The organism is Aeromonas salmonicida (genome assembly GCF_028355655.1).
Classification (GTDB): Bacteria; Pseudomonadota; Gammaproteobacteria; order Enterobacterales; family Aeromonadaceae; genus Aeromonas; species Aeromonas salmonicida.
Map to the genome: position 1 here is coordinate 1,100,813 of NZ_CP110645.1, position 18,123 is coordinate 1,118,935.

An 18,123-nucleotide genomic window follows, 5' to 3' on the forward strand; every position below is an offset into this window, starting at 1 on the left:
CAGCGCATGGCCTTGCTCCTGATGGGCGGATCTGGTTCAGCTTGCCTTGACCAGCTCACCGTCACTGGCGGCAATCCCTTCATCATGGGTCAGACGGAAGTAGGCATAGCCCGCCAGCATAAGGGCGCCAAAGATCAGCGCCAGCAAACCGTTGTAATAGACCATAGCGACCAGACAGAGTACTGCCAGTCCCAAGGCGAGAGCCGGAGCAAAAGGATAGAGAGGGGCTCTGAATGGACGCTCCAGTGCCGGTTCGCTGTGGCGCAGCTTGAACAGGGCTGCCATCGAGATGATGTACATCACAATGGCGCCAAACACCGCCATTGTGACTATGTTGGCGGTGAGGGATAGCCCGCCTATGACGATCAGCGAGTCGGAGAAGATCGCCAGGATCCCCACAACGCCACCGGCCAGAATGGCCCAGTGGGGGGTCTGGAAGCGGCGGTTGACCGAGGCCAGGGCTCCGGGTAGATAACCGGCCCGGGCCAGGGCAAAGATCTGGCGTGAGTAGCCCATTATGATGCCGTGGAAGGAGGCGATCAGGCCGAACAGCCCCAGCCAGACCAGCATGTGCAGCCAGCCGCTGCTCTCGCCCACTATCATCTTCATCGCCTGGGGCAGGGGATCATTGATGTTGGCAAGCTGGCGCCAGTCTCCGACGCCGCCTGCGAACACCATGACCCCCATGGCCAGCATGACCAGGGTCAGGATGCCACCGATGAAGGCTTTCGGAATTGTCTTCTTCGGATCCTTGGCCTCTTCGGCCGCCATGGCGGCGCCTTCAATGGCGAGGAAGAACCAGATGGCGAACGGGATGGCGGCAAAGATACCGGGGAGAGCGCCGAGGCTGAACTTCTGCTGGCCTGCCCAGCCGTTGAGCATGAAGTTGCTGGCGCTGAAACCCGGGCTTACTACTCCCATGAAGACCAGCAGTTCGAAAATGGCGAGCAGGGTGACCAGCAACTCGAAGGTAGCGGCGATACCGACTCCGACCAGATTGAGGGTCATGAAGATGAGATAGGCGCTCACCGCCACCCACTTGGGGTCTATGGCCGGAAACTGGACGTTGAGGTAGGCCCCGATCGCCATGGCGATAGCGGGCGGCGCGAACACAAATTCCACCAAGGTGGCAAAGCCTGCGATATATCCTCCGACCGGACCAAAGGCACGGTAGGCATAGGCAAAGGGGCCTCCTGCATGGGGAATTGAGGTGGTCAGCTCGGTAAAACTGAAGATAAAGGCGGTGTACATGGTGGCCACCAGCAGGGAGGTGACCAGAAAGCCCATGGTACCTGCTTGCGCCCAGCCGTAGCTCCAGCCAAAGTATTCCCCCGAAATGACCAGTCCCACGGCGATCCCCCACAGGTGAAAAGCCCCCAGGGTTCGTTTCAGTTCCGGTTTCGCACAATCCTGTTGCTGCATACGCTTCTCCAATATGACGTTCAATGGTGAAAGTCTCTGAAGAGGCAAATTGCAAGGGATATGCCATCCAGTTATATGGCTATTTAGTCATTTTTATTCATATGGTTACAGCTATTTTATGGTCTGAGGCCAAGGTGTGTCCGCTGCGTTGTTGTGGTGCAGCAGCACCAGATTGTTCGGCCGAAGTCCGGGCCTTTGCTTGTATGTGGGGCAGTGAGCAGGGGAGACACGAGAGGATGGCGGAAACAACAAGGGCACCCATCGGTGCCCTTGTTGTATGAGGTGGTTGCCATCAGCCGTGCTTGCGGCCGGAGAGGCGGCACCACTCCTCTTTTACCGCGGTCGGGTCCATGTCGAACCACTGGCCGTAAATGGTTTCCAGCTCCGGGGCCTGGCTCTCCAGCACGCCGGAGAGCGCCATCAGGCTGCCCGGCTTGCCGTGGCCGGCGATGAGCGGTGCCAGCTCGCGCAGCGGGCCGGCCAGTATGTTGGCCACCACCACGTCAGCTTCTACGTCTTGCGGCTGATCCGCCGGCAGGTAGAGTTCGATCTGGCCGGCGACGCCGTTGCGCTCCGCGTTGTCATGGCTGGCCTGAATGGCCTGCGGGTCTATGTCGATGCCGATGACGCGGGCGGCCCCCAGTTTCAGGGCGGCAATGCCGAGGATGCCGGAGCCACAACCAAAATCGACCACGGTTTTGCCGGCGAGATCCAGCCCGTCCAGCCACTGCAGGCAGAGCGCCGTGGTGGGGTGGGTACCAGTACCAAATGCCAGACCCGGATCCAGCATGACGTTGACCGCATCGGGGTTTGGCACATCGCGCCAGCTCGGGCAGATCCAGAGCCGCTCGCCAAACTGCATGGGGTGGAAGTGATCCATCCACTCGCGCACCCAGTCCTTGTCTTCCAGCTGCTCGACCTTGTAGCCCACGTCTTCCCCGAAGATCTGCTGGAAGAAGGCGATGGTGGGGGCCGGATCGGTTTCGGCATCGAACAAGCCCATCACTTCGGTCTCACCCCAGAGCGGGGTTTCACCCGGCAGCGGCTCGTAGACGGGTACATCCTGGGCATCCATAAAGGTCACGGCCTGGGCTCCACGCCCCAGCAGCATGTTGCTCACCTTGTCTGCCGTCTTGGCAGTGGCGTTGATTCGAATTTGTATCCAGGGCATGGCGTCGACTCTTCATAAATGTGAAACCGCGAGATTCTATCATCATGGGCCTGTGCTGTCGTGGTTTGCCCATGTCTGCATAGCGCAGGAAGAGAACTCTGCCAAGTTGGCACGGTTAATGTATTCCTCATTGGGTGACGGGAAGCAACCTGTTCCCGCTGAATGCTTTGCTCTAGGAAAGTTCCGTCATCTTTTTTCAGCCACCTTGGGGTGGCTTTTTTTTTCGGCATTAGTGCTGGCCGGGGGAAACAAGTGCGGATGACAGGCGTGAGGGGATGAAAAAGGGGGGAAGTGGGGGCGTTGGCACACAAGATGCAAAGATGGGTATGTCCTGCATAAGGATATGTGTGTGATTGTTACCCCAACGTTCAGGTATTTAGGGCCATCCCGGCGGGATGGCCCCTTTTTTATGTCGTTTTTATGGTGATGCTGCGTGGTGACTGTCTGGTGCCTGATATGAACTGTGCACTGTTGGGGCCTGTCACTGGTGAAATCACCCCATGATGGTGCAGTTTTTACCTATAAGGGATTAGTTTGCAAATCTGCTCATGTCGATCACCAGCTTGCCCACCATGCGGCCCGCTTCCACCTCGGCATGGGCCTGGGCCAGGGTGACCGGGGTCAGCTCGGACAGGGTGCGGGTGAGTGTGCTCTTGAGCACCCCTTGGTCGATGAGGGAGGCAACCTGACCAAGCAGCTTGTGTTGCTCGATCATGTCCGGGGTCTGGAACAGGGATCGGGTAAACATGAATTCCTGACTGAAGGTGGCACTCTTGCTCTTGAGCAGGGAGAGATCCCAGGGCTCGCTGGATTCGGCGATGGTGCAGATGTGGCCGAATGGGCGAATGAGGCTGGCCATGGCATCCCAGTGCTGCTCGGTAGCATTGGTGCAGAAGATGGCGTCGAGTTGGGTGATGCCCAGAGCGGTGAGCTCTGCCTGCAGCTTGTGATGGCTTACCACCTGATGGGCGCCCATTTCCAGACACCATTCACGGCTTTCTGGTCGGGAGGCTGTGGCAATCACTTCCATATTGGTGAGCTGGCGAGCCAACTGAATGGCGATGGAGCCTACCCCACCGGCCCCGCCAATGATCAGCAGCTTGCCTGTGCTCTCGCGGCGAAGGCCGATGCGCTCGAACAGTGTCTCCCAGGCTGTGATGGCGGTGAGCGGCAGGGCGGCGGCTTCCAGGTCGGTCAGGCTGGTAGGGGCGAGGGCGGTGATGCGCTCATCCACCAGTTGCAGGGCGCTGTTGCTGCCCGGGCGGCTGATGTCGCCGGCATACCAGACTCTGTCGCCCGCCTTGAACAGGCTCACTTCGCTGCCGACGGCCACGACTTCACCGACTGCATCCCAGCCCAGTACACGCGGGCTGGCTTCAACCTTGGCCTTGGGGGCGCGCACCTTGGTATCCACAGGATTGATGGAGGTGGCAGTCACTTTCACCAGCAGATCCCGCGGGCCTGGGGTCGGGTCGGGCAGATTGGCCTCGATGAAGCAGTGGGGGTGATCGCTGGGCAGATAATGGGTGAGGGCAATGGCTTTCATGGCAGTTCCTTTCAAATCGGATGGATTGGGATTGCCAGCTACTCTAGTCTGGTTAATTATTCTTATTAAGATGGGTAATTGGTAAAGACTGTTTGAATATATGAACAATGTCGATCTGGAGTTGATGGGGCTGTTCGCTACCGTGGTGGAGCAGGGCAGTTTTACCGGTGCCGCCGAGGTGCTCGGCATGCCCAAGTCCTCGGTGAGCCAGAAGATCTCGCGGCTCGAAACCCAGCTTGGGGTGCGACTGCTGCAGCGTACCACTCGCAGGCTCAGCCTGACCCCTCAGGGTGAGATCTACGTGGAGCAATGCCAGGCGCTGCTGGCGCTGGCCCGTAGTGCCAATCTGGCGATGGCGCGGCTGCGCGCCGCCCCCGCCGGTCGGGTAAGGATCACGGCGCCCGAGGCGACCGGCACTCTGCTGCTTGGCAGGATCCTGGCCGAGTTTCGCGCCCTCTATCCCGAGGTGGTGCTGGAGCTGACCCTCTGCGATGAGCAGCTGGATCTGGTGGGGGAAGGTTATGATCTGGCGCTGCGGGCGGCGCCGCTGAAAGATTCCAGTCTCATTTGCCGGCGCATTGGTCAGGTGCCGCGTCATCTGGTGGCGGCTCCCGGTTATCTGGCGGCTCATGGCGCGCCGCAGCAGTTGTCTGATTTGGGGCTTCACCCCTGTCTGGTGCACTCGGCATTGCCTGTGTGGCCATTGCAGGAGGGGGGCTGGCGGCCGCAAGGGGCCTGCATCAGCAACAGCTTGCTGGCGCTGCGGGAGCTGGCATTGCACGAAGGCGGGATTGCCCTGTTACCACACCATGTCTGTCAGGAGGATCTGGCGACGGGGCGGTTGCAGAAATTGCTGCCGGATCACCCCATACCGCCCAATCCCTTCTATCTCATCTACCCGAGCCGGGAACATCTGGCGCCTGCCTTGCGCTCGCTGATGGACTTTGTCGCCGAGCGGCTGCCGTTCGCCTGAGCCTACCAGTTGCCTGGGCTGGCAGACTCCTGATTGGGTTTGAGGCCGAGCGGCACCGACTGACGCTCCGCCAGCATGCGGATCTGCCCCTCGATCAGGCTGGCGTTGGGGCCCAGCACCAGTACCAGTTGATGGTCGTTGAGCTGGATCCAGGAGAGGCAACCCAGCCCCGGCAGGCGGGACTGATCCACCTGCGCTATGTCGCGCACCCGCAGGCTGAGGCGGGTCAGGCAGACGCTCATGGCCTGCAGGTTGTCCATCCCGCCCAGCGCCTTGAGGTACTGGATCGCCAGCATCTGGGGATCCGAGGGGGCGACACTGGCCAAGCGTGGGTGCTCATTGGCGATGGGCTTGCTCGGCAGGCTCAGGGGCGCTCGCTCCAGCAGCTGATAGAAGAGCAGTGTGTAGGCGACGAAGAAGAGTATGCCGACCGGAATGAGCCAGAAGCTGTGCTCGCCGGACTGATAGCTCAGCACCAGATCCAGCAGACCGGCGGAGAAGTAGCTGCCCACCTGGATGCCAAGCCCGCAGCAGATGGCCAGCGACAACCCGGTCAGCAGGGCATGGGCCAGAAACAGCCAGGGGGCGGTGAAGGCGAACAGGAACTCGATGGGCTCAGTGATCCCCAATAGTGCAGAGGTGAGCGCCAGGGTGAGCAGCAGTCCACCCTGCGGCAGTCGCTGCATGCGCTGGCGGTGCAGCCAGATGGCAAAGCAGGCGCCCGGCAGGCCGAACATGATGATGGGATAGAGGCCGGCTACATACCCTTCATGCAGCGGCTGGGCGGTGGCCAGCGCCTGCAGGTTGCTCTCGCCAAGGCCGATGAGACTGCCCAGTACCTGATGCAGGCCAAGGGGGATCAGCAGCCGGTTGAGGGTGCCGTAACAGAAGGCGCCCAGTGGGGTGCTGAGCAGTTCCGAGGCCAGTAGCGTGATGCCCTGCTCCAGCAGCGGCCAGAACAGGGAGAGGGGAAACGCCAGCAACAGGCAGGCGATCGCCGAGATGCACAGGCAGGCGAAATCCCCCTGTGCCATCTGCAGCCAGCCAGGCATGGTGCGCCGTTTCACCCAGGGGTAGATGATGGCGGTGGTTAGCCCCGCCAGCAGGCCGCAGATCATGTCCGCATGCAGGCCGGGGGCCAGGGTGCCCAGCGCCGAGCTCAGCAGCAGGAAGTTGACCGCCCCGGCCAGCGCCTGAGTGCCCTCTCCTTGTCGGCTCAGACCGAAGGCGATGGCCACCGCGTAGATGAGCGGCATCTGGCTGAACAGGGCGCGCCCCGTGAGGGAGAGCACAGCCTGATCCAGTACATCCGGTTGACCGAGCCGGTAGAGCAGCGCAGCCAGTGGCAGTATGGAGACCGGCAACAACAGGGCATAACCGAGTCGTTGCAGGGCCTGGATCAGGGTCTGTCTGGCGTTCTGTACTGGCATAAAGGTGCTGAGTTTTGTGACTTGGCGCACAGTTTACCCGTAAAACACCTATTTTGGGATAGTTTTGGAACCCTTTATTAATCTCTTTGTTACTGCTGTTCGAATAATCGCCGAACCCCCTGACTGGGAGGCGGAGTCAGCAGGCTGACCAGCACAAAGGCAACCAGTCCCAGCCCCAGACTCGGTACTATGGCATGCAGTCCGGCCAGTTTTATCCCCCACTGGCTCAGTACGCCATAGCAGACGATACCGGATACCATGCTGGCCAGGGCGCCCGGCCCGTTGGCCCTTGACCAGTAAAGGCCGAGTACCAGCGGCCATAGGAACACGGCCTGCAGGCCACCGAAGGCGAGCAGGTTGAGCCAGATGATCATATCGGGGGGCTGCAGCGCCGCCAGCAATACGAGCGTGCCCAGGATCAGGGTGCAGAGCAGGGAGAGGCGAGGAATGTGCACCTCCAGCTTCTCCTGCTTGGGATTGAGGTAGTTGAGGTAGAGATCCTTCACCAGGGTGGCGGAGGCCTGGATCAGCTGGGAGTCGATGGTGGACATGATGGCCGCCATCGGTGCCGCCAGAAACACCCCGGCCAGCCAGGGCGGCAGCACTTCCATCATCAGGGAGGGCATGATCTTGTCCGGGCTGTCCATGCCGGGCAGGATGGCGCGGCCCAGGGCGCCGGCCAGGTGCATGCCGAACATCAGCAGGGCACTGACGACGGTGCCGATAAGGATGCCGCGATGGAGCGCCTTGCTGTCCCGATAGCCGAAGCAGCGCAGGGCCGAGTGGGGCAGCCCCACCACTCCGACACAGACCAGGATCCAGAAGCTTAGCATGAAGGGTTGGGTCAGCATGTCGCCGGCCCCCGTCGGGCTCACCAGCTTGGGATCGATCACCTTGAGCTGGTGGATGAGGTTGGGCAATCCATCCCCGGCAATCAGGATCCCTGCCAGCAAAGCACCGGTGCCGATCAGCATGATGATCCCCTGCAGGGCGTCGGTCATCACCACGGCGCGAAAGCCGCCGATCACTGTGTAGAGCAGCACGCAACTGGCAAACAGCATCAAACCCTGCTGGTAGGAGAGGCCGGTGGCCGTCTCCAGCAGGCGGGCACCGCCGATGAACTGCACCACCATGGTGGCGATAAAGGCGAGGATGATAGTAACGGATCCGAGAATGACCACCGCCTTGCTCTGGTAGCGGGCCCACAGCATGTCATTGATGGTCACCGCATTGACCCGGCGGGCAATGATGGCGAACTTCTTGCCGAGCACCCCCAGGGTAAGCCAGACGGTGGGCAGCTGGATCATTGCCAGCAGTACCCAGCCAAGGCCAATCTTGTAGGCGGCACCCGGCCCGCCGATGAAGGACGAAGCCGAGGTATAGGTAGCCACCAGCGTCATGGCGAGCACCAGACCGCCCATGCTGCGGTTGCCGATGAAGTACTCCTGCACGAAGTCGCCGCCGGTGCGATGGCGACTGGCCCAGAAACCGACTCCCAGCACCAGCACCAGATAGATGATGAGCGGCAGCATCAGCTCAAGATTCATGGGGGGACTCCTTGGCATGGGGGTGAGGCGTATCGAGGGGAATATCCACAAACAGGCGATCCACCATCAGGCCACACAGCACAATGAACAGCAGCGGCATCACCATGCAGCTGAGCAGGAACCAGAGTGGCATGTCCCAGTATTCGATCTCTTCCGGGATGAAATACGCAGTGCCATACCAGGCAAAGAAATAGAGCAGGGTCAGCAGCAGGCAGAGGGCTGCTTCCCGACGAGCGAGCGCGAAACGATTCACCTTGGCCTCCGACAATTTTGAGGGGCGCAAGAATAACAAAAAAGGGCCATGTCGCCATGGCCCTTTTTCAACAGAGGCTCCTTGCGGAGCTGACTTCTATCGGAAGTCATTGTTCTGCCTTGGATCCTTACAGACCCAACTTCTTGTGCAGGTAGTGGGCGTTGGTACTGCCACCGTGCAATGTCATCGGGTCTCTATCAGAGATCCTTACAGACCCAGCTTCTTGTGCAGGTAGTGGATATTGGTACCACCGTGCTGGAAGTTTTCGTCTTTCATGATCTCTTTTTGCAGGGAGACGTTGGTCTTGATCCCTTCTACCACCAGCTCGTCCAGCGCCTGACGCATGCGGGCGATGGCGACGTCACGGTTCTCGCCGTAACAGATCAGCTTGCCGATCATGGAGTCGTAGTAAGGCGGTACCTTGTAACCGGCGTAGATGTGGGAATCCCAACGTACGCCCAGACCACCCGGCGCATGGAAGCGCTGGATCAGGCCGGGAGACGGCATGAAAGTAGCCGGGTCTTCGGCGTTGATCCGGCATTCGATGGCATGGCCACGGATGCGGATGTCCTGCTGGGTGATCGACAGGGGCTGGCCGGCGGCGATGCGCAGCTGCTCCTTGATCAGATCCACGCTGGTGACCATTTCGGTGACCGGATGCTCAACCTGGATACGGGTGTTCATCTCGATGAAATAGAACTCGCCGTTTTCGTACAGGAACTCGAAGGTTCCCGCACCGCGGTAGCCGATCTCGATGCAGGCGCGTACGCAGCGCTCTCCGATGAACTTGCGCATCTCTTCGGTGATGCCGGGTGCCGGTGCCTCTTCGACCACTTTCTGGTGGCGACGCTGCATGGAGCAGTCACGCTCGCCCAGATAGAGGGCGTTGCCCTGGCCGTCTGCCAATATCTGAATTTCGATATGGCGCGGGTTCTCCAGGTACTTCTCCATGTAGACCATGTCGTTCTTGAAGAACTGGCCTGCTTCGGATTTGGTCAGGGCGATGGCGGCAGCCAGCTCGGCTTCATTGCGCACCACGCGCATGCCGCGACCACCACCGCCACCGGCGGCCTTGATGATCACCGGATAACCGATGCGCTTGGCGATGGCGGCGTTGTGCTTGGCATCGCTGTCGACCGGGCCGTCAGAGCCAGGCACGCAAGGTACGCCCGCTTTTTTCATCGCCTCGATGGCGGAGACCTTGTCACCCATCAGGCGAATGGTCTCGGCGCGCGGGCCGATGAAGATGAAGCCGGATTTTTCGACCACTTCGGCGAAATCGGCGTTCTCCGAGAGGAAGCCGTAACCCGGGTGGATGGCAACGGCACCCGTTACCTCGGCAGCGGCTATGATCGCCGGCACATTGAGGTAGGATTCACCGCTGGCAGGCTTGCCGATGCAGATGGTTTCGTCGGCCAGGAGCACATGTTTGAGCTCCCGATCGGCGGTGGAGTGAACGGCCACTGTCTTGATCCCGAGCTCTTTGCAAGCGCGCAGGATCCGCAGGGCAATTTCACCGCGGTTGGCGATGACTACTTTGTCCAACATGGGTGGCAACTTCCCTTATTCGATGATGAACAGCGGCTCGTCAAATTCGACGGCCTGACCATTTTCAACCAGAATCGCTTTGATCACGCCGGTCTTGTCAGACTCGATTTGGTTCATCATTTTCATGGCTTCGACGATGCACAGGGTATCGCCGACATTGACGTGCTGACCGACTTCCGCGAACGGCTTGGCTTCCGGGCTGGAGGAGCGATAGAAGGAGCCAACCATGGGGGAGCGCATCAGGTGACCACTCGGGGTGGCCGCATCTGCGGTCGGTGCGACGGCGGCGGCTGCCGGTGCGGCGGCAGGGACCATGGCCGGCTGCATCATCATCTGCGGCATGGCGGTGGTCACCTGACCGGAGAAGTTGCGGCTGATGCGAACGGACTCTTCACCTTCGGAGATCTCCAGTTCGGCAATGCCGGACTCTTCAACCAGTTCAATCAGCTTCTTGATTTTGCGGATATCCATTAGCATTCTCTTTCTTCTTTATCTGATCAGTGATTATCAAGCCGCGCGCAACTGATGCACGGCCGCGGTTAAAGCGAATTGGTAGCCATCTGCACCCAGCCCGCAGATTACTCCTTTAGCGACATCAGACAGATAGGAGTGATGACGGAAAGGCTCCCTGGCATGGACGTTTGACAGGTGCACCTCGATAAAGGGGATGGCGACACCCAGCAGCGCATCGCGGATGGCGACACTGGTGTGGGTGAAGGCGGCTGGATTGATGATGATATAATCCACCTGGCCCATGGCCTGGTGGATGCGGCTGACCAACTCATGTTCGGCGTTGGATTGCAGGTGTTCCAGTGTGACGCCGAGTTCGCTGGCGTTGTGCTTCAGATCGGCGACGATCTCATCGAGCGTCTTGCTGCCGTAGATGCCCGGTTCCCGTTTGCCCAGCAGGTTCAGGTTTGGCCCGTTGAGCAGGAGAATACGGTGATTTTGCGACATATTGAGTACATCCTCGATGATAATGCTGCTATCTACCAGCTATCTTGTGGACTACCGGAAATCTAGCCATTTTCTGCGCAATTCGGTGTGCACTGGCACACAGATTTCGCAATTATATTGATTTCGTGAAAATTAGCAGCATTTTACTGGTCTAATCTCTACATCTGTCTGTTTTTTGCACTAATCGGTGCGCTGTTCAATTGCTCAGTAGCAGAGACGACAAAGCCGGCACAGGGCCGGCTCTGGAGGCAGATAACGGGCTACATCAGGCCGCTTCCGACTTCTCGCGGATGAGTTTATCCACGACCCCGGGATCCGCCAGAGTGGAGATATCCCCCAGGCTGTCGGTCTCGTCGGTGGCTATTTTGCGCTGCATTATGGAGCGCATGATCAGGCCGCTTCCGACTTTTCGCGGATAAGCTTGTCCACCACACCCGGATCCGCCAGGGTGGAGATATCCCCCAGACTGTCGGTCTCGCCGGTGGCGATCTTGCGCAAAATTCGGCGCATGATCTTGCCGGAACGGGTCTTCGGCAGCCCCTCCGCCCAGTGGATCACATCCGGGGTGGCGATGGCACCGATCTCCTTGCGTACCCACTCCTTCACTTCTTTGTGCAGCTCGCGGCTAGGCTCTTCCCCGGCGATCAGGGTGACATAGGCGTAGATGCCCTGACCCTTGATCTCGTGGGGCACTCCCACCACCGCCGCTTCGGCGATCTTGGGATGGGAGACCAGCGCTGACTCTATTTCAGCGGTCCCCATGCGATGGCCGGATACGTTGAGTACATCATCCACCCGTCCCGTGATCCAGTAGTAACCATCTTCGTCGCGACGGGCGCCGTCGCCGGTGAAGTAACGACCCGGGAAGGTGGAGAAGTAGGTCTGCTCGAAGCGCTCATGATCGCCAAACACGGTGCGCATCTGACCCGGCCAGGAGTCGGTGATCACCAGGTTGCCCTCGGTTGCACCCTCCAGCGGCTCGCCCATGTTGTCCACCAGCGCTGGCTGTACCCCGAAGAAGGGACGGGTAGCCGATCCCGGTTTCAGGTCGGTGACGCCGGGCAGCGGGCTGATGAGGATGCCGCCGGTCTCGGTCTGCCACCAGGTATCGACGATGGGGCAGCGTTCCTCGCCTATGGTGCGGTAGTACCACTCCCAGGCTTCCGGGTTGATGGGCTCGCCCACTGAACCCATGATGCGCAGGCTCTGGCGGGAGGTGCCCTCTACCGCATCACGGCCCTTGGCCATGAGGGCGCGGATCGCCGTCGGGGCCGTGTAGAGGATGGTGACCTGGTGCTTGTCCACCACCTGGCTCATGCGGTTGGTGGCCGGGTAGTTGGGCACCCCTTCGAACATGATGGTGGTGGCGCCGTTGGCGAGCGGCCCGTAGACCAGATAGGAGTGGCCCGTGACCCAGCCCACATCGGCGGTACACCAGTAGATGTCCTCCTCGTGGTAGTCGAACACGTACTTGAAGGTGAGGGTGGCGTAGACCAGATAGCCGCCGGTGGTGTGCAACACTCCCTTGGGCTTGCCGGTGGAACCCGAGGTGTAGAGGACGAACAGGGGATCTTCGGCGTTCATTGCTTCGGGTGGGCAGTCGCTGCTGGCGGCGGCAGTTGCCTCATGCCACCAGATGTCCCTGTGGTTGTGCCAGGCAACGTTGCCGCCGGTGCGCTTGAGCACTATCACCTTGCTGACCCGGGTATCCGGATTGGTGAGCGCTTCATCCACGTTTTTCTTGAGCGGGACAGGGCGGCCGCCACGCAGCCCCTCGTCGGCCGTGATGACGATGGAGGAGCCTGAGTCAATGATGCGGCCGGCCAGGGCCTCCGGCGAGAAACCGCCGAAGACGATGCTGTGCACGGCACCTATGCGGGTACAGGCCAGCATGGCGATGGCCGCTTCCGGCACCATGGGCATGTAGAGGCAGACCACATCACCCCGATGCACACCCTGTGCTTTCAATACGTTGGAAAACTTGCACACCTCTGTGTGCAGCTCGCGGTAGGTCAGCTTGCGATCCTCTGCCGGGTTGTCCCCTTCCCAGATGATGGCCACCTTGTCACCGCGCTGTGCCAGATGACGGTCCAGACAGTTGGCCGATACGTTGAGCAGGCCATCCTCATACCACTTGATGGAGACATGCCCCGGGTCGTACGAGGTGTTCTTGACCTTGGTATAGGGCTTCATCCAGTCGATGATTTTTCCCTGTTCACCCCAGAAGGCATCCGGATCCTGCACGGAGGCTAGGTACATGGCCTCGTAACCTGCCTTGTCCAGCAGGGCGCCGTTGCTGATGTGGGCTTTGACTGGGTAGACCTTGCTCTCGCTCATCTGTCACTCCTTTGAATACATTCTTGTAATGATTAAGTAACAACTTATACCTTTGGCGTACGAGGGCAATTAGACTTTTGGATAGATGGAAACATCTGCTTACAGTGCCATTCGTGACAATTCATCGGTGATTGAGTAAAAACATCGGTTTTATCGATGGAGATAGCCATGTTGTCCCTGCTCCTTTGCACCGCCCTCTGGCAGTCCGATGCCTCTACGCTTGCCGATGAAGCCGCACTGGCTGCTCCCCAACCCAAAGAGTTCCCCGTGACGCGCGATCAGAGCGGCTCGCCAGCAGTGCGAGAGCGTATTGCCGATCAGATGGGCAATGCATTTCTGGCGCGCAAACCCCCCGTGACTGTTACCCTCGGGCAGCCAAAACCGCGCTACCCGAAGGATGCACTGATGGCAGACTCGCTCCAGGGCCAGAGCGAGGGGTGGGATGCCAGGCTGACGTTCAGTGAGTGAGCCGTATTTTCGATCATTGAGCGGCTCTTGCAGCACTTGCCGGCTTCAGCACCAGACTCCCTTGCGGGGAGTCAGCTGGGCAGCCAGATGGGGTTCGGTCAAGGGGTGGCTGAACAGGTAGCCCTGTCCCTCCTGACAGTGCAGGGATTGCAGAAACTGGCGCTGGGCCTGGGTCTCGATCCCCTCGGCGGTGACCGCCATGCCCAGGCTGTCGGCCAGGTTGATGATGGTACGGCACAGCTCCCGACTGTGCTTGTCATCGGGCAGCGCCTGCACGAAGGTTTGATCTATCTTGATGCGATCGATGGGCAGGCTTTTGAGCAAGCTCAGGGATGAGAAGCCGGTGCCGAAGTCATCGATGGCAATCTGCACCCCCAGCGCCTTGAGGCGGGTGAACAGCTGCAAGCTATGGTCGACTCGCTGTATGATGCTTTCCGTCACCTCTATCTCCAGCCGCTCCGCCGGGAAGCCGGTCTCCGCCAGGATGGCCGCGACCCGTTCCACATAACCAATGGCGCGCATCTCCCTTACCGACACATTGACCGAGAGCCGTGGCACGGCCAGCCCGGCCGCCAGCCATGCCTGTCCCTGCTGGCAAGCGGTGCGCATTACCCACTCCCCAATCTGTTCTATCAAACCACACTCCTCTGCCACCGGTATGAAGCGGGCTGGCGCTATCATGCCTTCGCTGGGATGTTGCCAGCGCAACAGGGCTTCCAGCCCGCTCAGGCGGTTATTGGCCAGATCCGTCATGGGTTGATACAGGATGCAGAGCTGATGCTGATCAATGGCCTTGAGCAGCCCCTGCTCCATGCTCATCCGTTCCCGTTTCTGTTCGGCCATGTCGGGACTGTAAAACAGATAGCCGTTACGGCCCTGGCTTTTGGCTTCGTACATGGCGTTGTCGGCGGCACTGACCAGGGCGTCCGGGCTCCGGGCGTGCTCAGGGTAGAGGGCTATGCCAATGCTGGCGGAGATGGCGACCTGCTCGTGTTCCAGTTCGACCGGCTCGCGCAGACGTGCCAGCAGCTGTTCGGCGAGCTGTGCCAGCTCCTCCTGTTGTTCGAAATAGGGGATCAGCACCAGGAATTCATCTCCGCCTAGCCGAATGGCAACATCGTTGTGACGCAGGCTTTGGCGGATGCGCCCGGCCAGCAGTTTGAGCAGTTGGTCCCCCGCCCTGTGGCCCAGGTTGTCATTAATCAGTTTGAAACCGTCGAGATCGATGAACAGCAGGGCAAGTTGCTGCCGATTGAGCTGGGCAGTCTTGATTTCCAGTTCGAGCCGCTCCTGCAACAGGTTGCGGTTGCCAAGCTCGGTCAGAGGATCGTGATAGGCGAGGTGGTTGAGCTGAGCCTCTGCCTTGCGAATAGCGCTGATGTCGGAGAAGGTGATCACATAGTGGGCCGTGTTGTGGCGGCTGTCATAGACGGCGCTGACATGCTGCCAGGAGGTGAAGTAGTCGCCATCCTTGCGCAGACACATCATCTCCCCGTGCCAGGCGTGGCTGCCGGGCAGCAGGGTGTGCCAGGGGTAGTCAATGTCGGTATGGCGACGGGGATGCATGATGGCCTCCGGTGACTTGCCCACTATCTCGTCCGGTTCGTACTGGGTCATGTTGCAGAAGGCCGGGTTGACCGAAATGATCTGGCGCTGCCCATCCATGATGATGATGCCTTCGGCCGTGGTGTCGAAGACCACATTGGCCTGGCGCAGCTTGTCTTCCTGATTGCAGCGATCGGTTGCATCGTGGATCACTCCCATGATGCGGCGTCCCTGAGTGTCGGTGGCGGCCACATGATCGGCATGGAGATCGACCCAGCCCCGCATCTGGTTGGGCCCCAGGTAGCTCAAAGTCAGGTGAAGGGGGGCCGTGCCGTTGAGGGCGGTTCTGAGCTGCTCCCCCGACACGGGATCGAAGCGCTTGATGAAGTTATCCATTCCCCCCTGAAACTGGTTGGCGGCCGTGCCGAGCAGGCGTTCGACCTGGCCATCAAATTGCAACCTGTCTTCGGCCACATGCCACTCCCAGACACCAATCTGGCCCGCACTCATGGCCAGTTGCAGCCGTTGCTGCACTTCATACTGCTCGGTGACATCCCGCACTATGGTCAGTATGCCGTCAGGGGTGCCCTGTTCATCCAGCATGGGGCTGTAGATTGCCTGCCAGCGTCGTTGCTGGCCCTGATGGGCCTCCGTCTGGCCGCTCAGGCTCAATTCCACCTGGGGAATGCCGCTGCTGATGATCTGTTGAAACAGGGGTTCCAGCACAGGGGCCAGCGTCGGCACTATGTCACGCAAGTATTTGCCGTAGTGATCTTCCCGGGAGAGGCCGTTGATATCGGCCAGCGTCTGGTTGACGCTGCGGCAGCGAAAGTAGCGGTCGAACACGCCTATACCGAACGGCGCCAGCTCAAACAGCTGTTGCAGCTCGTTTGGATTCAGTTGACCCGGCGTTGGCGGATCTGGCATGGATTCGGATGTCTCTTCCTGCATGACGGCTCCTGAATTGACTTTCTTGTCATTTAAGGTGTTGTCAGTATGGCATGAAGCGCTTTGGAGGGAAGAGAGAGGGCTGCATTTGCCCCCTATCTGGTTGTGTTGCCGGTTGAAGTGGTGGCTACCAGCTGAAGCGATAGCTCAGGGTCAGGTTCACCACGGGTTGCCAATCGCGATCCTTGATGAGCCACTGTTTGGCGCCCACCTCTGTGCCCAGTCGCCATTGCTGCCAGCCCCAGCTGCGCTCCAGCGTGACGCCCCAATCCCGCCACCCCTCGCTGGCACCATAGGCCGCCATGTGAGCCTGGCTGCCTCGCGTCAGCCAGAGATTGAGGGAGAGGGCTGCCGGCAGTGGCAGGCTGTGTTCCATATACCAGAGTTGGCCATAGCGACCGGTCACATCATAGAGCTGTCCCAGGCTCAGCTGATGGTCCTCGTCCAGTTGCCAGCCGAGGCGCCAGAGCGCGCTGAAACGGGTGCGATCTACCACCTGCATGGGACTGACCCCCAGCGCGAGGAAGCTCTGCTTGTAGATCGGCAAGGCCAGCCCGGCGCTCTGTCCATCGGCAAAGATCAGGCCGACCATGGTTTCTCGTTCATAGGCGAGCCAGAAGTGGGCACTGGCGTCAGCCTTGACCCCGGCCTGATTGCTGTCGAGTTGCCACTGGCCGCCCACCTGCCACAGGTTATCCTGCTCCTTGGCCGACAAGGGCAGCGCGAGTGGCAGGGTCAGCAGCAGCCAGCGACTACTTGCCATAGAGCCGCACCCAGTCTCTGTCCTGATGCATGCCCATCAGGTGGCAGATGATGCCGGAGCGCTGGAAGGCATAGATGAGCAGCACGCTGGTGGCACTGAGCAGCATGATAAGGCCGAAGCTGTTGGGCAGAATGGTGCCCTGGCGGGCAGTCCACCACAGCAGCAAGGGGCCCCACAGGTGCACGAAGATACTCTTGTGGAAGATGAAGACGGTCAGCGAATACATGCCGATCCAGTTGAGCGGTCGCCAGCACAGGTTGATGTTGCGCTGATGCAGCCAGAGTACGGCCCCGATCACCAGAAACTCCATGCCCCAGATCCCGGCGCGTCCCGTCATGTCCAGCGCCAGCTCGTGCTCGTTGGCGTAGATGTCACTGAGTTCGACCGAACTGCTCTCGCCAAACGCAAGATAGATAACGAGGGCGATGAGGGAGAGGGTGAGTACCAGGCCATTGAGGCGATCCCGCCACTGAGGGCGCTGATGCCAGCACCAGCCGTACAGGAAACCGAAGCAGCCGCTAGCCATGAAGAGATCGAGGCGGGCATCCAGCTCATAGTCGGGGTGCACGTGCAGCTTCATCCAGCTGTCGATATTGCCAAGCAGGGTCTGCACGCCGAATTGATCCAGCAGCAGGCTGAGCACTGTCAGTACCAGCATGCCCCGGATGCCGAACCAGGCGTAAACCAGAGAGAAGAGTGCCAGCAGGCACATCCACAGCATGACAGGATAGAAGGAGATGGCCTCGCCGAAGTTGGGGGCTATGACCAGCCCTTCGACATAGAGGATCAGTATGATGCTGGCAAACAGCACCAACTTGCCGCCCAGTTGTGGTCTGAAACGCTCCTGGCTGCGACGGCTCAGGTTGAAGGCCGCCAGGGCCAGGTAGATCTGGCTCACCCAGGGGATAAGCCAGGCCGAGACCTGTGCCGTGGTGTTATCCATGGGCAGCAGGTGGCCGGCCATCGCCTTGTGTGACAGATAGAAGCTGTCCCAGAGGGCATGTTCACGGTTGAAAAAATCGATGTACCAGTAGTTGAGATAGCCGGTGTAGTGCTCGAAGACGGCCATGAAGATGACAAGCCCTCGCAACAGATCGAGACCCGTGATGCGCGCATCCTGTGGAGGCATGCTGTTGCTCCTGTGTCGGTTGGTAAAAAGGAGCCGCACTATAACGGTTGCAACAAAACTGAATGGGAGCTGAATGTAAGCAGATG

Annotated in this window: 15 protein-coding genes; 2 read left to right on the forward strand and 13 right to left on the reverse strand. The window is 60.0% G+C overall.

The features are described 5' to 3' along the window. Positions 1-36: 36 nt before the first annotated feature. The 3 genes from eat to ONZ54_RS05450 form a co-directional block, all read right to left on the reverse strand. Complete coding sequence (gene eat, locus ONZ54_RS05440; protein WP_265466992.1) at positions 37-1,422, reverse strand: ethanolamine permease; 1,386 nt, start codon at positions 1,420-1,422, stop codon at positions 37-39. A gap of 292 nt (positions 1,423-1,714) precedes the next feature. Next, a complete protein-coding gene (prmA, locus tag ONZ54_RS05445; RefSeq protein ID WP_005317670.1) occupies positions 1,715-2,593 on the reverse strand; it encodes a 50S ribosomal protein L11 methyltransferase in 879 nt (292 codons plus the stop codon). A 529-nt stretch (positions 2,594-3,122) separates the two neighbouring features. Beyond that, entirely contained in the window at positions 3,123-4,139 is a 1,017-nt protein-coding gene (locus ONZ54_RS05450) for a zinc-binding alcohol dehydrogenase family protein (RefSeq protein WP_271787653.1), read from the reverse strand. Positions 4,140-4,239: 100 nt separating this feature from the next. Here ONZ54_RS05450 and ONZ54_RS05455 point away from each other — a divergent pair, with 100 nt between their 5' ends. Beyond that, positions 4,240-5,112, forward strand: a complete 873-nt coding sequence (locus ONZ54_RS05455; protein ID WP_271787654.1) for a LysR family transcriptional regulator — start codon at positions 4,240-4,242, stop codon at positions 5,110-5,112. A gap of 2 nt (positions 5,113-5,114) precedes the next feature. On the opposite strand, the gene ONZ54_RS05460 is transcribed toward ONZ54_RS05455, so the two are convergent. The 7 genes from ONZ54_RS05460 to acs form a co-directional block, all read right to left on the reverse strand. Beyond that, the gene (locus tag ONZ54_RS05460; protein WP_271787655.1) at positions 5,115-6,542 is read right to left on the reverse strand and encodes a PTS transporter subunit EIIC; all 1,428 of its coding nucleotides are present in this window, start codon (positions 6,540-6,542) and stop codon (positions 5,115-5,117) included. An 89-nt stretch (positions 6,543-6,631) separates the two neighbouring features. Next, positions 6,632-8,089 carry a sodium/pantothenate symporter gene (gene panF / locus ONZ54_RS05465; RefSeq protein WP_271787656.1) on the reverse strand — a complete coding sequence of 486 codons (1,458 nt, stop codon included), beginning with the start codon at positions 8,087-8,089 and terminating at the stop codon, positions 6,632-6,634. Continuing rightward, positions 8,079-8,342, reverse strand: coding sequence for a YhdT family protein (locus tag ONZ54_RS05470; RefSeq protein ID WP_005317658.1), 264 nt, complete (start codon positions 8,340-8,342; stop codon positions 8,079-8,081). The genes panF and ONZ54_RS05470 overlap by 11 nt, the downstream gene beginning before the upstream one ends. A 207-nt stretch (positions 8,343-8,549) precedes the next feature. Next, entirely contained in the window at positions 8,550-9,890 is a 1,341-nt protein-coding gene (accC, locus tag ONZ54_RS05475; RefSeq protein ID WP_005317655.1) for an acetyl-CoA carboxylase biotin carboxylase subunit, read from the reverse strand. A 15-nt stretch (positions 9,891-9,905) separates the two neighbouring features. Continuing rightward, entirely contained in the window at positions 9,906-10,361 is a 456-nt protein-coding gene (gene accB / locus ONZ54_RS05480; protein WP_271787657.1) for an acetyl-CoA carboxylase biotin carboxyl carrier protein, read from the reverse strand. Between the two features lie 36 nt (positions 10,362-10,397). After that, positions 10,398-10,847, reverse strand: coding sequence for a type II 3-dehydroquinate dehydratase (gene aroQ / locus ONZ54_RS05485; RefSeq protein ID WP_021138116.1), 450 nt, complete (start codon positions 10,845-10,847; stop codon positions 10,398-10,400). A gap of 390 nt (positions 10,848-11,237) precedes the next feature. After that, positions 11,238-13,184 (reverse strand): acetate--CoA ligase, encoded by a 1,947-nt coding sequence (gene acs, locus ONZ54_RS05490; RefSeq protein WP_096118685.1) that lies wholly within the window; start codon positions 13,182-13,184, stop codon positions 11,238-11,240. Positions 13,185-13,352: 168 nt separating this feature from the next. On the opposite strand from acs, the gene ONZ54_RS05495 reads away from it, so the two are divergent. Then, positions 13,353-13,652, forward strand: coding sequence for a hypothetical protein (locus ONZ54_RS05495; protein WP_005317639.1), 300 nt, complete (start codon positions 13,353-13,355; stop codon positions 13,650-13,652). A 45-nt stretch (positions 13,653-13,697) separates the two neighbouring features. On the opposite strand, the gene ONZ54_RS05500 is transcribed toward ONZ54_RS05495, so the two are convergent. The 3 genes from ONZ54_RS05500 to ONZ54_RS05510 all read right to left on the reverse strand — a co-directional run bounded on the left by ONZ54_RS05500 (position 13,698) and on the right by ONZ54_RS05510 (position 18,037). Beyond that, a complete protein-coding gene (locus ONZ54_RS05500) occupies positions 13,698-16,148 on the reverse strand; it encodes a sensor domain-containing protein (protein ID WP_059168122.1) in 2,451 nt (816 codons plus the stop codon). Positions 16,149-16,272: 124 nt separating this feature from the next. Further along, positions 16,273-16,908 (reverse strand): porin family protein, encoded by a 636-nt coding sequence (locus tag ONZ54_RS05505; protein WP_271787658.1) that lies wholly within the window; start codon positions 16,906-16,908, stop codon positions 16,273-16,275. After that, entirely contained in the window at positions 16,898-18,037 is a 1,140-nt protein-coding gene (locus ONZ54_RS05510; protein ID WP_017412003.1) for a hypothetical protein, read from the reverse strand. Before ONZ54_RS05510 ends, ONZ54_RS05505 begins: the two co-directional genes overlap by 11 nt. Positions 18,038-18,123: the final 86 nt, after the last annotated feature.

What these genes read in the sequence shown, in the direction of transcription:
- eat (WP_265466992.1), bottom strand. Translation starts at nt 1,422, where the DNA reads ATGCAGCAACAGGATTGTGCGAAACCGGAACTGAAACGAACCCTGGGG.
- prmA (WP_005317670.1), bottom strand. Translation starts at nt 2,593, where the DNA reads ATGCCCTGGATACAAATTCGAATCAACGCCACTGCCAAGACGGCAGAC.
- ONZ54_RS05450 (WP_271787653.1), bottom strand. Translation starts at nt 4,139, where the DNA reads ATGAAAGCCATTGCCCTCACCCATTATCTGCCCAGCGATCACCCCCAC.
- ONZ54_RS05455 (WP_271787654.1), top strand. Translation starts at nt 4,240, where the DNA reads ATGAACAATGTCGATCTGGAGTTGATGGGGCTGTTCGCTACCGTGGTG.
- ONZ54_RS05460 (WP_271787655.1), bottom strand. Translation starts at nt 6,542, where the DNA reads ATGCCAGTACAGAACGCCAGACAGACCCTGATCCAGGCCCTGCAACGA.
- panF (WP_271787656.1), bottom strand. Translation starts at nt 8,089, where the DNA reads ATGAATCTTGAGCTGATGCTGCCGCTCATCATCTATCTGGTGCTGGTG.
- accC (WP_005317655.1), bottom strand. Translation starts at nt 9,890, where the DNA reads ATGTTGGACAAAGTAGTCATCGCCAACCGCGGTGAAATTGCCCTGCGG.
- accB (WP_271787657.1), bottom strand. Translation starts at nt 10,361, where the DNA reads ATGGATATCCGCAAAATCAAGAAGCTGATTGAACTGGTTGAAGAGTCC.
- aroQ (WP_021138116.1), bottom strand. Translation starts at nt 10,847, where the DNA reads ATGTCGCAAAATCACCGTATTCTCCTGCTCAACGGGCCAAACCTGAAC.
- acs (WP_096118685.1), bottom strand. Translation starts at nt 13,184, where the DNA reads ATGAGCGAGAGCAAGGTCTACCCAGTCAAAGCCCACATCAGCAACGGC.
- ONZ54_RS05495 (WP_005317639.1), top strand. Translation starts at nt 13,353, where the DNA reads ATGTTGTCCCTGCTCCTTTGCACCGCCCTCTGGCAGTCCGATGCCTCT.
- ONZ54_RS05500 (WP_059168122.1), bottom strand. Translation starts at nt 16,148, where the DNA reads ATGCAGGAAGAGACATCCGAATCCATGCCAGATCCGCCAACGCCGGGT.
- ONZ54_RS05505 (WP_271787658.1), bottom strand. Translation starts at nt 16,908, where the DNA reads ATGGCAAGTAGTCGCTGGCTGCTGCTGACCCTGCCACTCGCGCTGCCC.
- ONZ54_RS05510 (WP_017412003.1), bottom strand. Translation starts at nt 18,037, where the DNA reads ATGCCTCCACAGGATGCGCGCATCACGGGTCTCGATCTGTTGCGAGGG.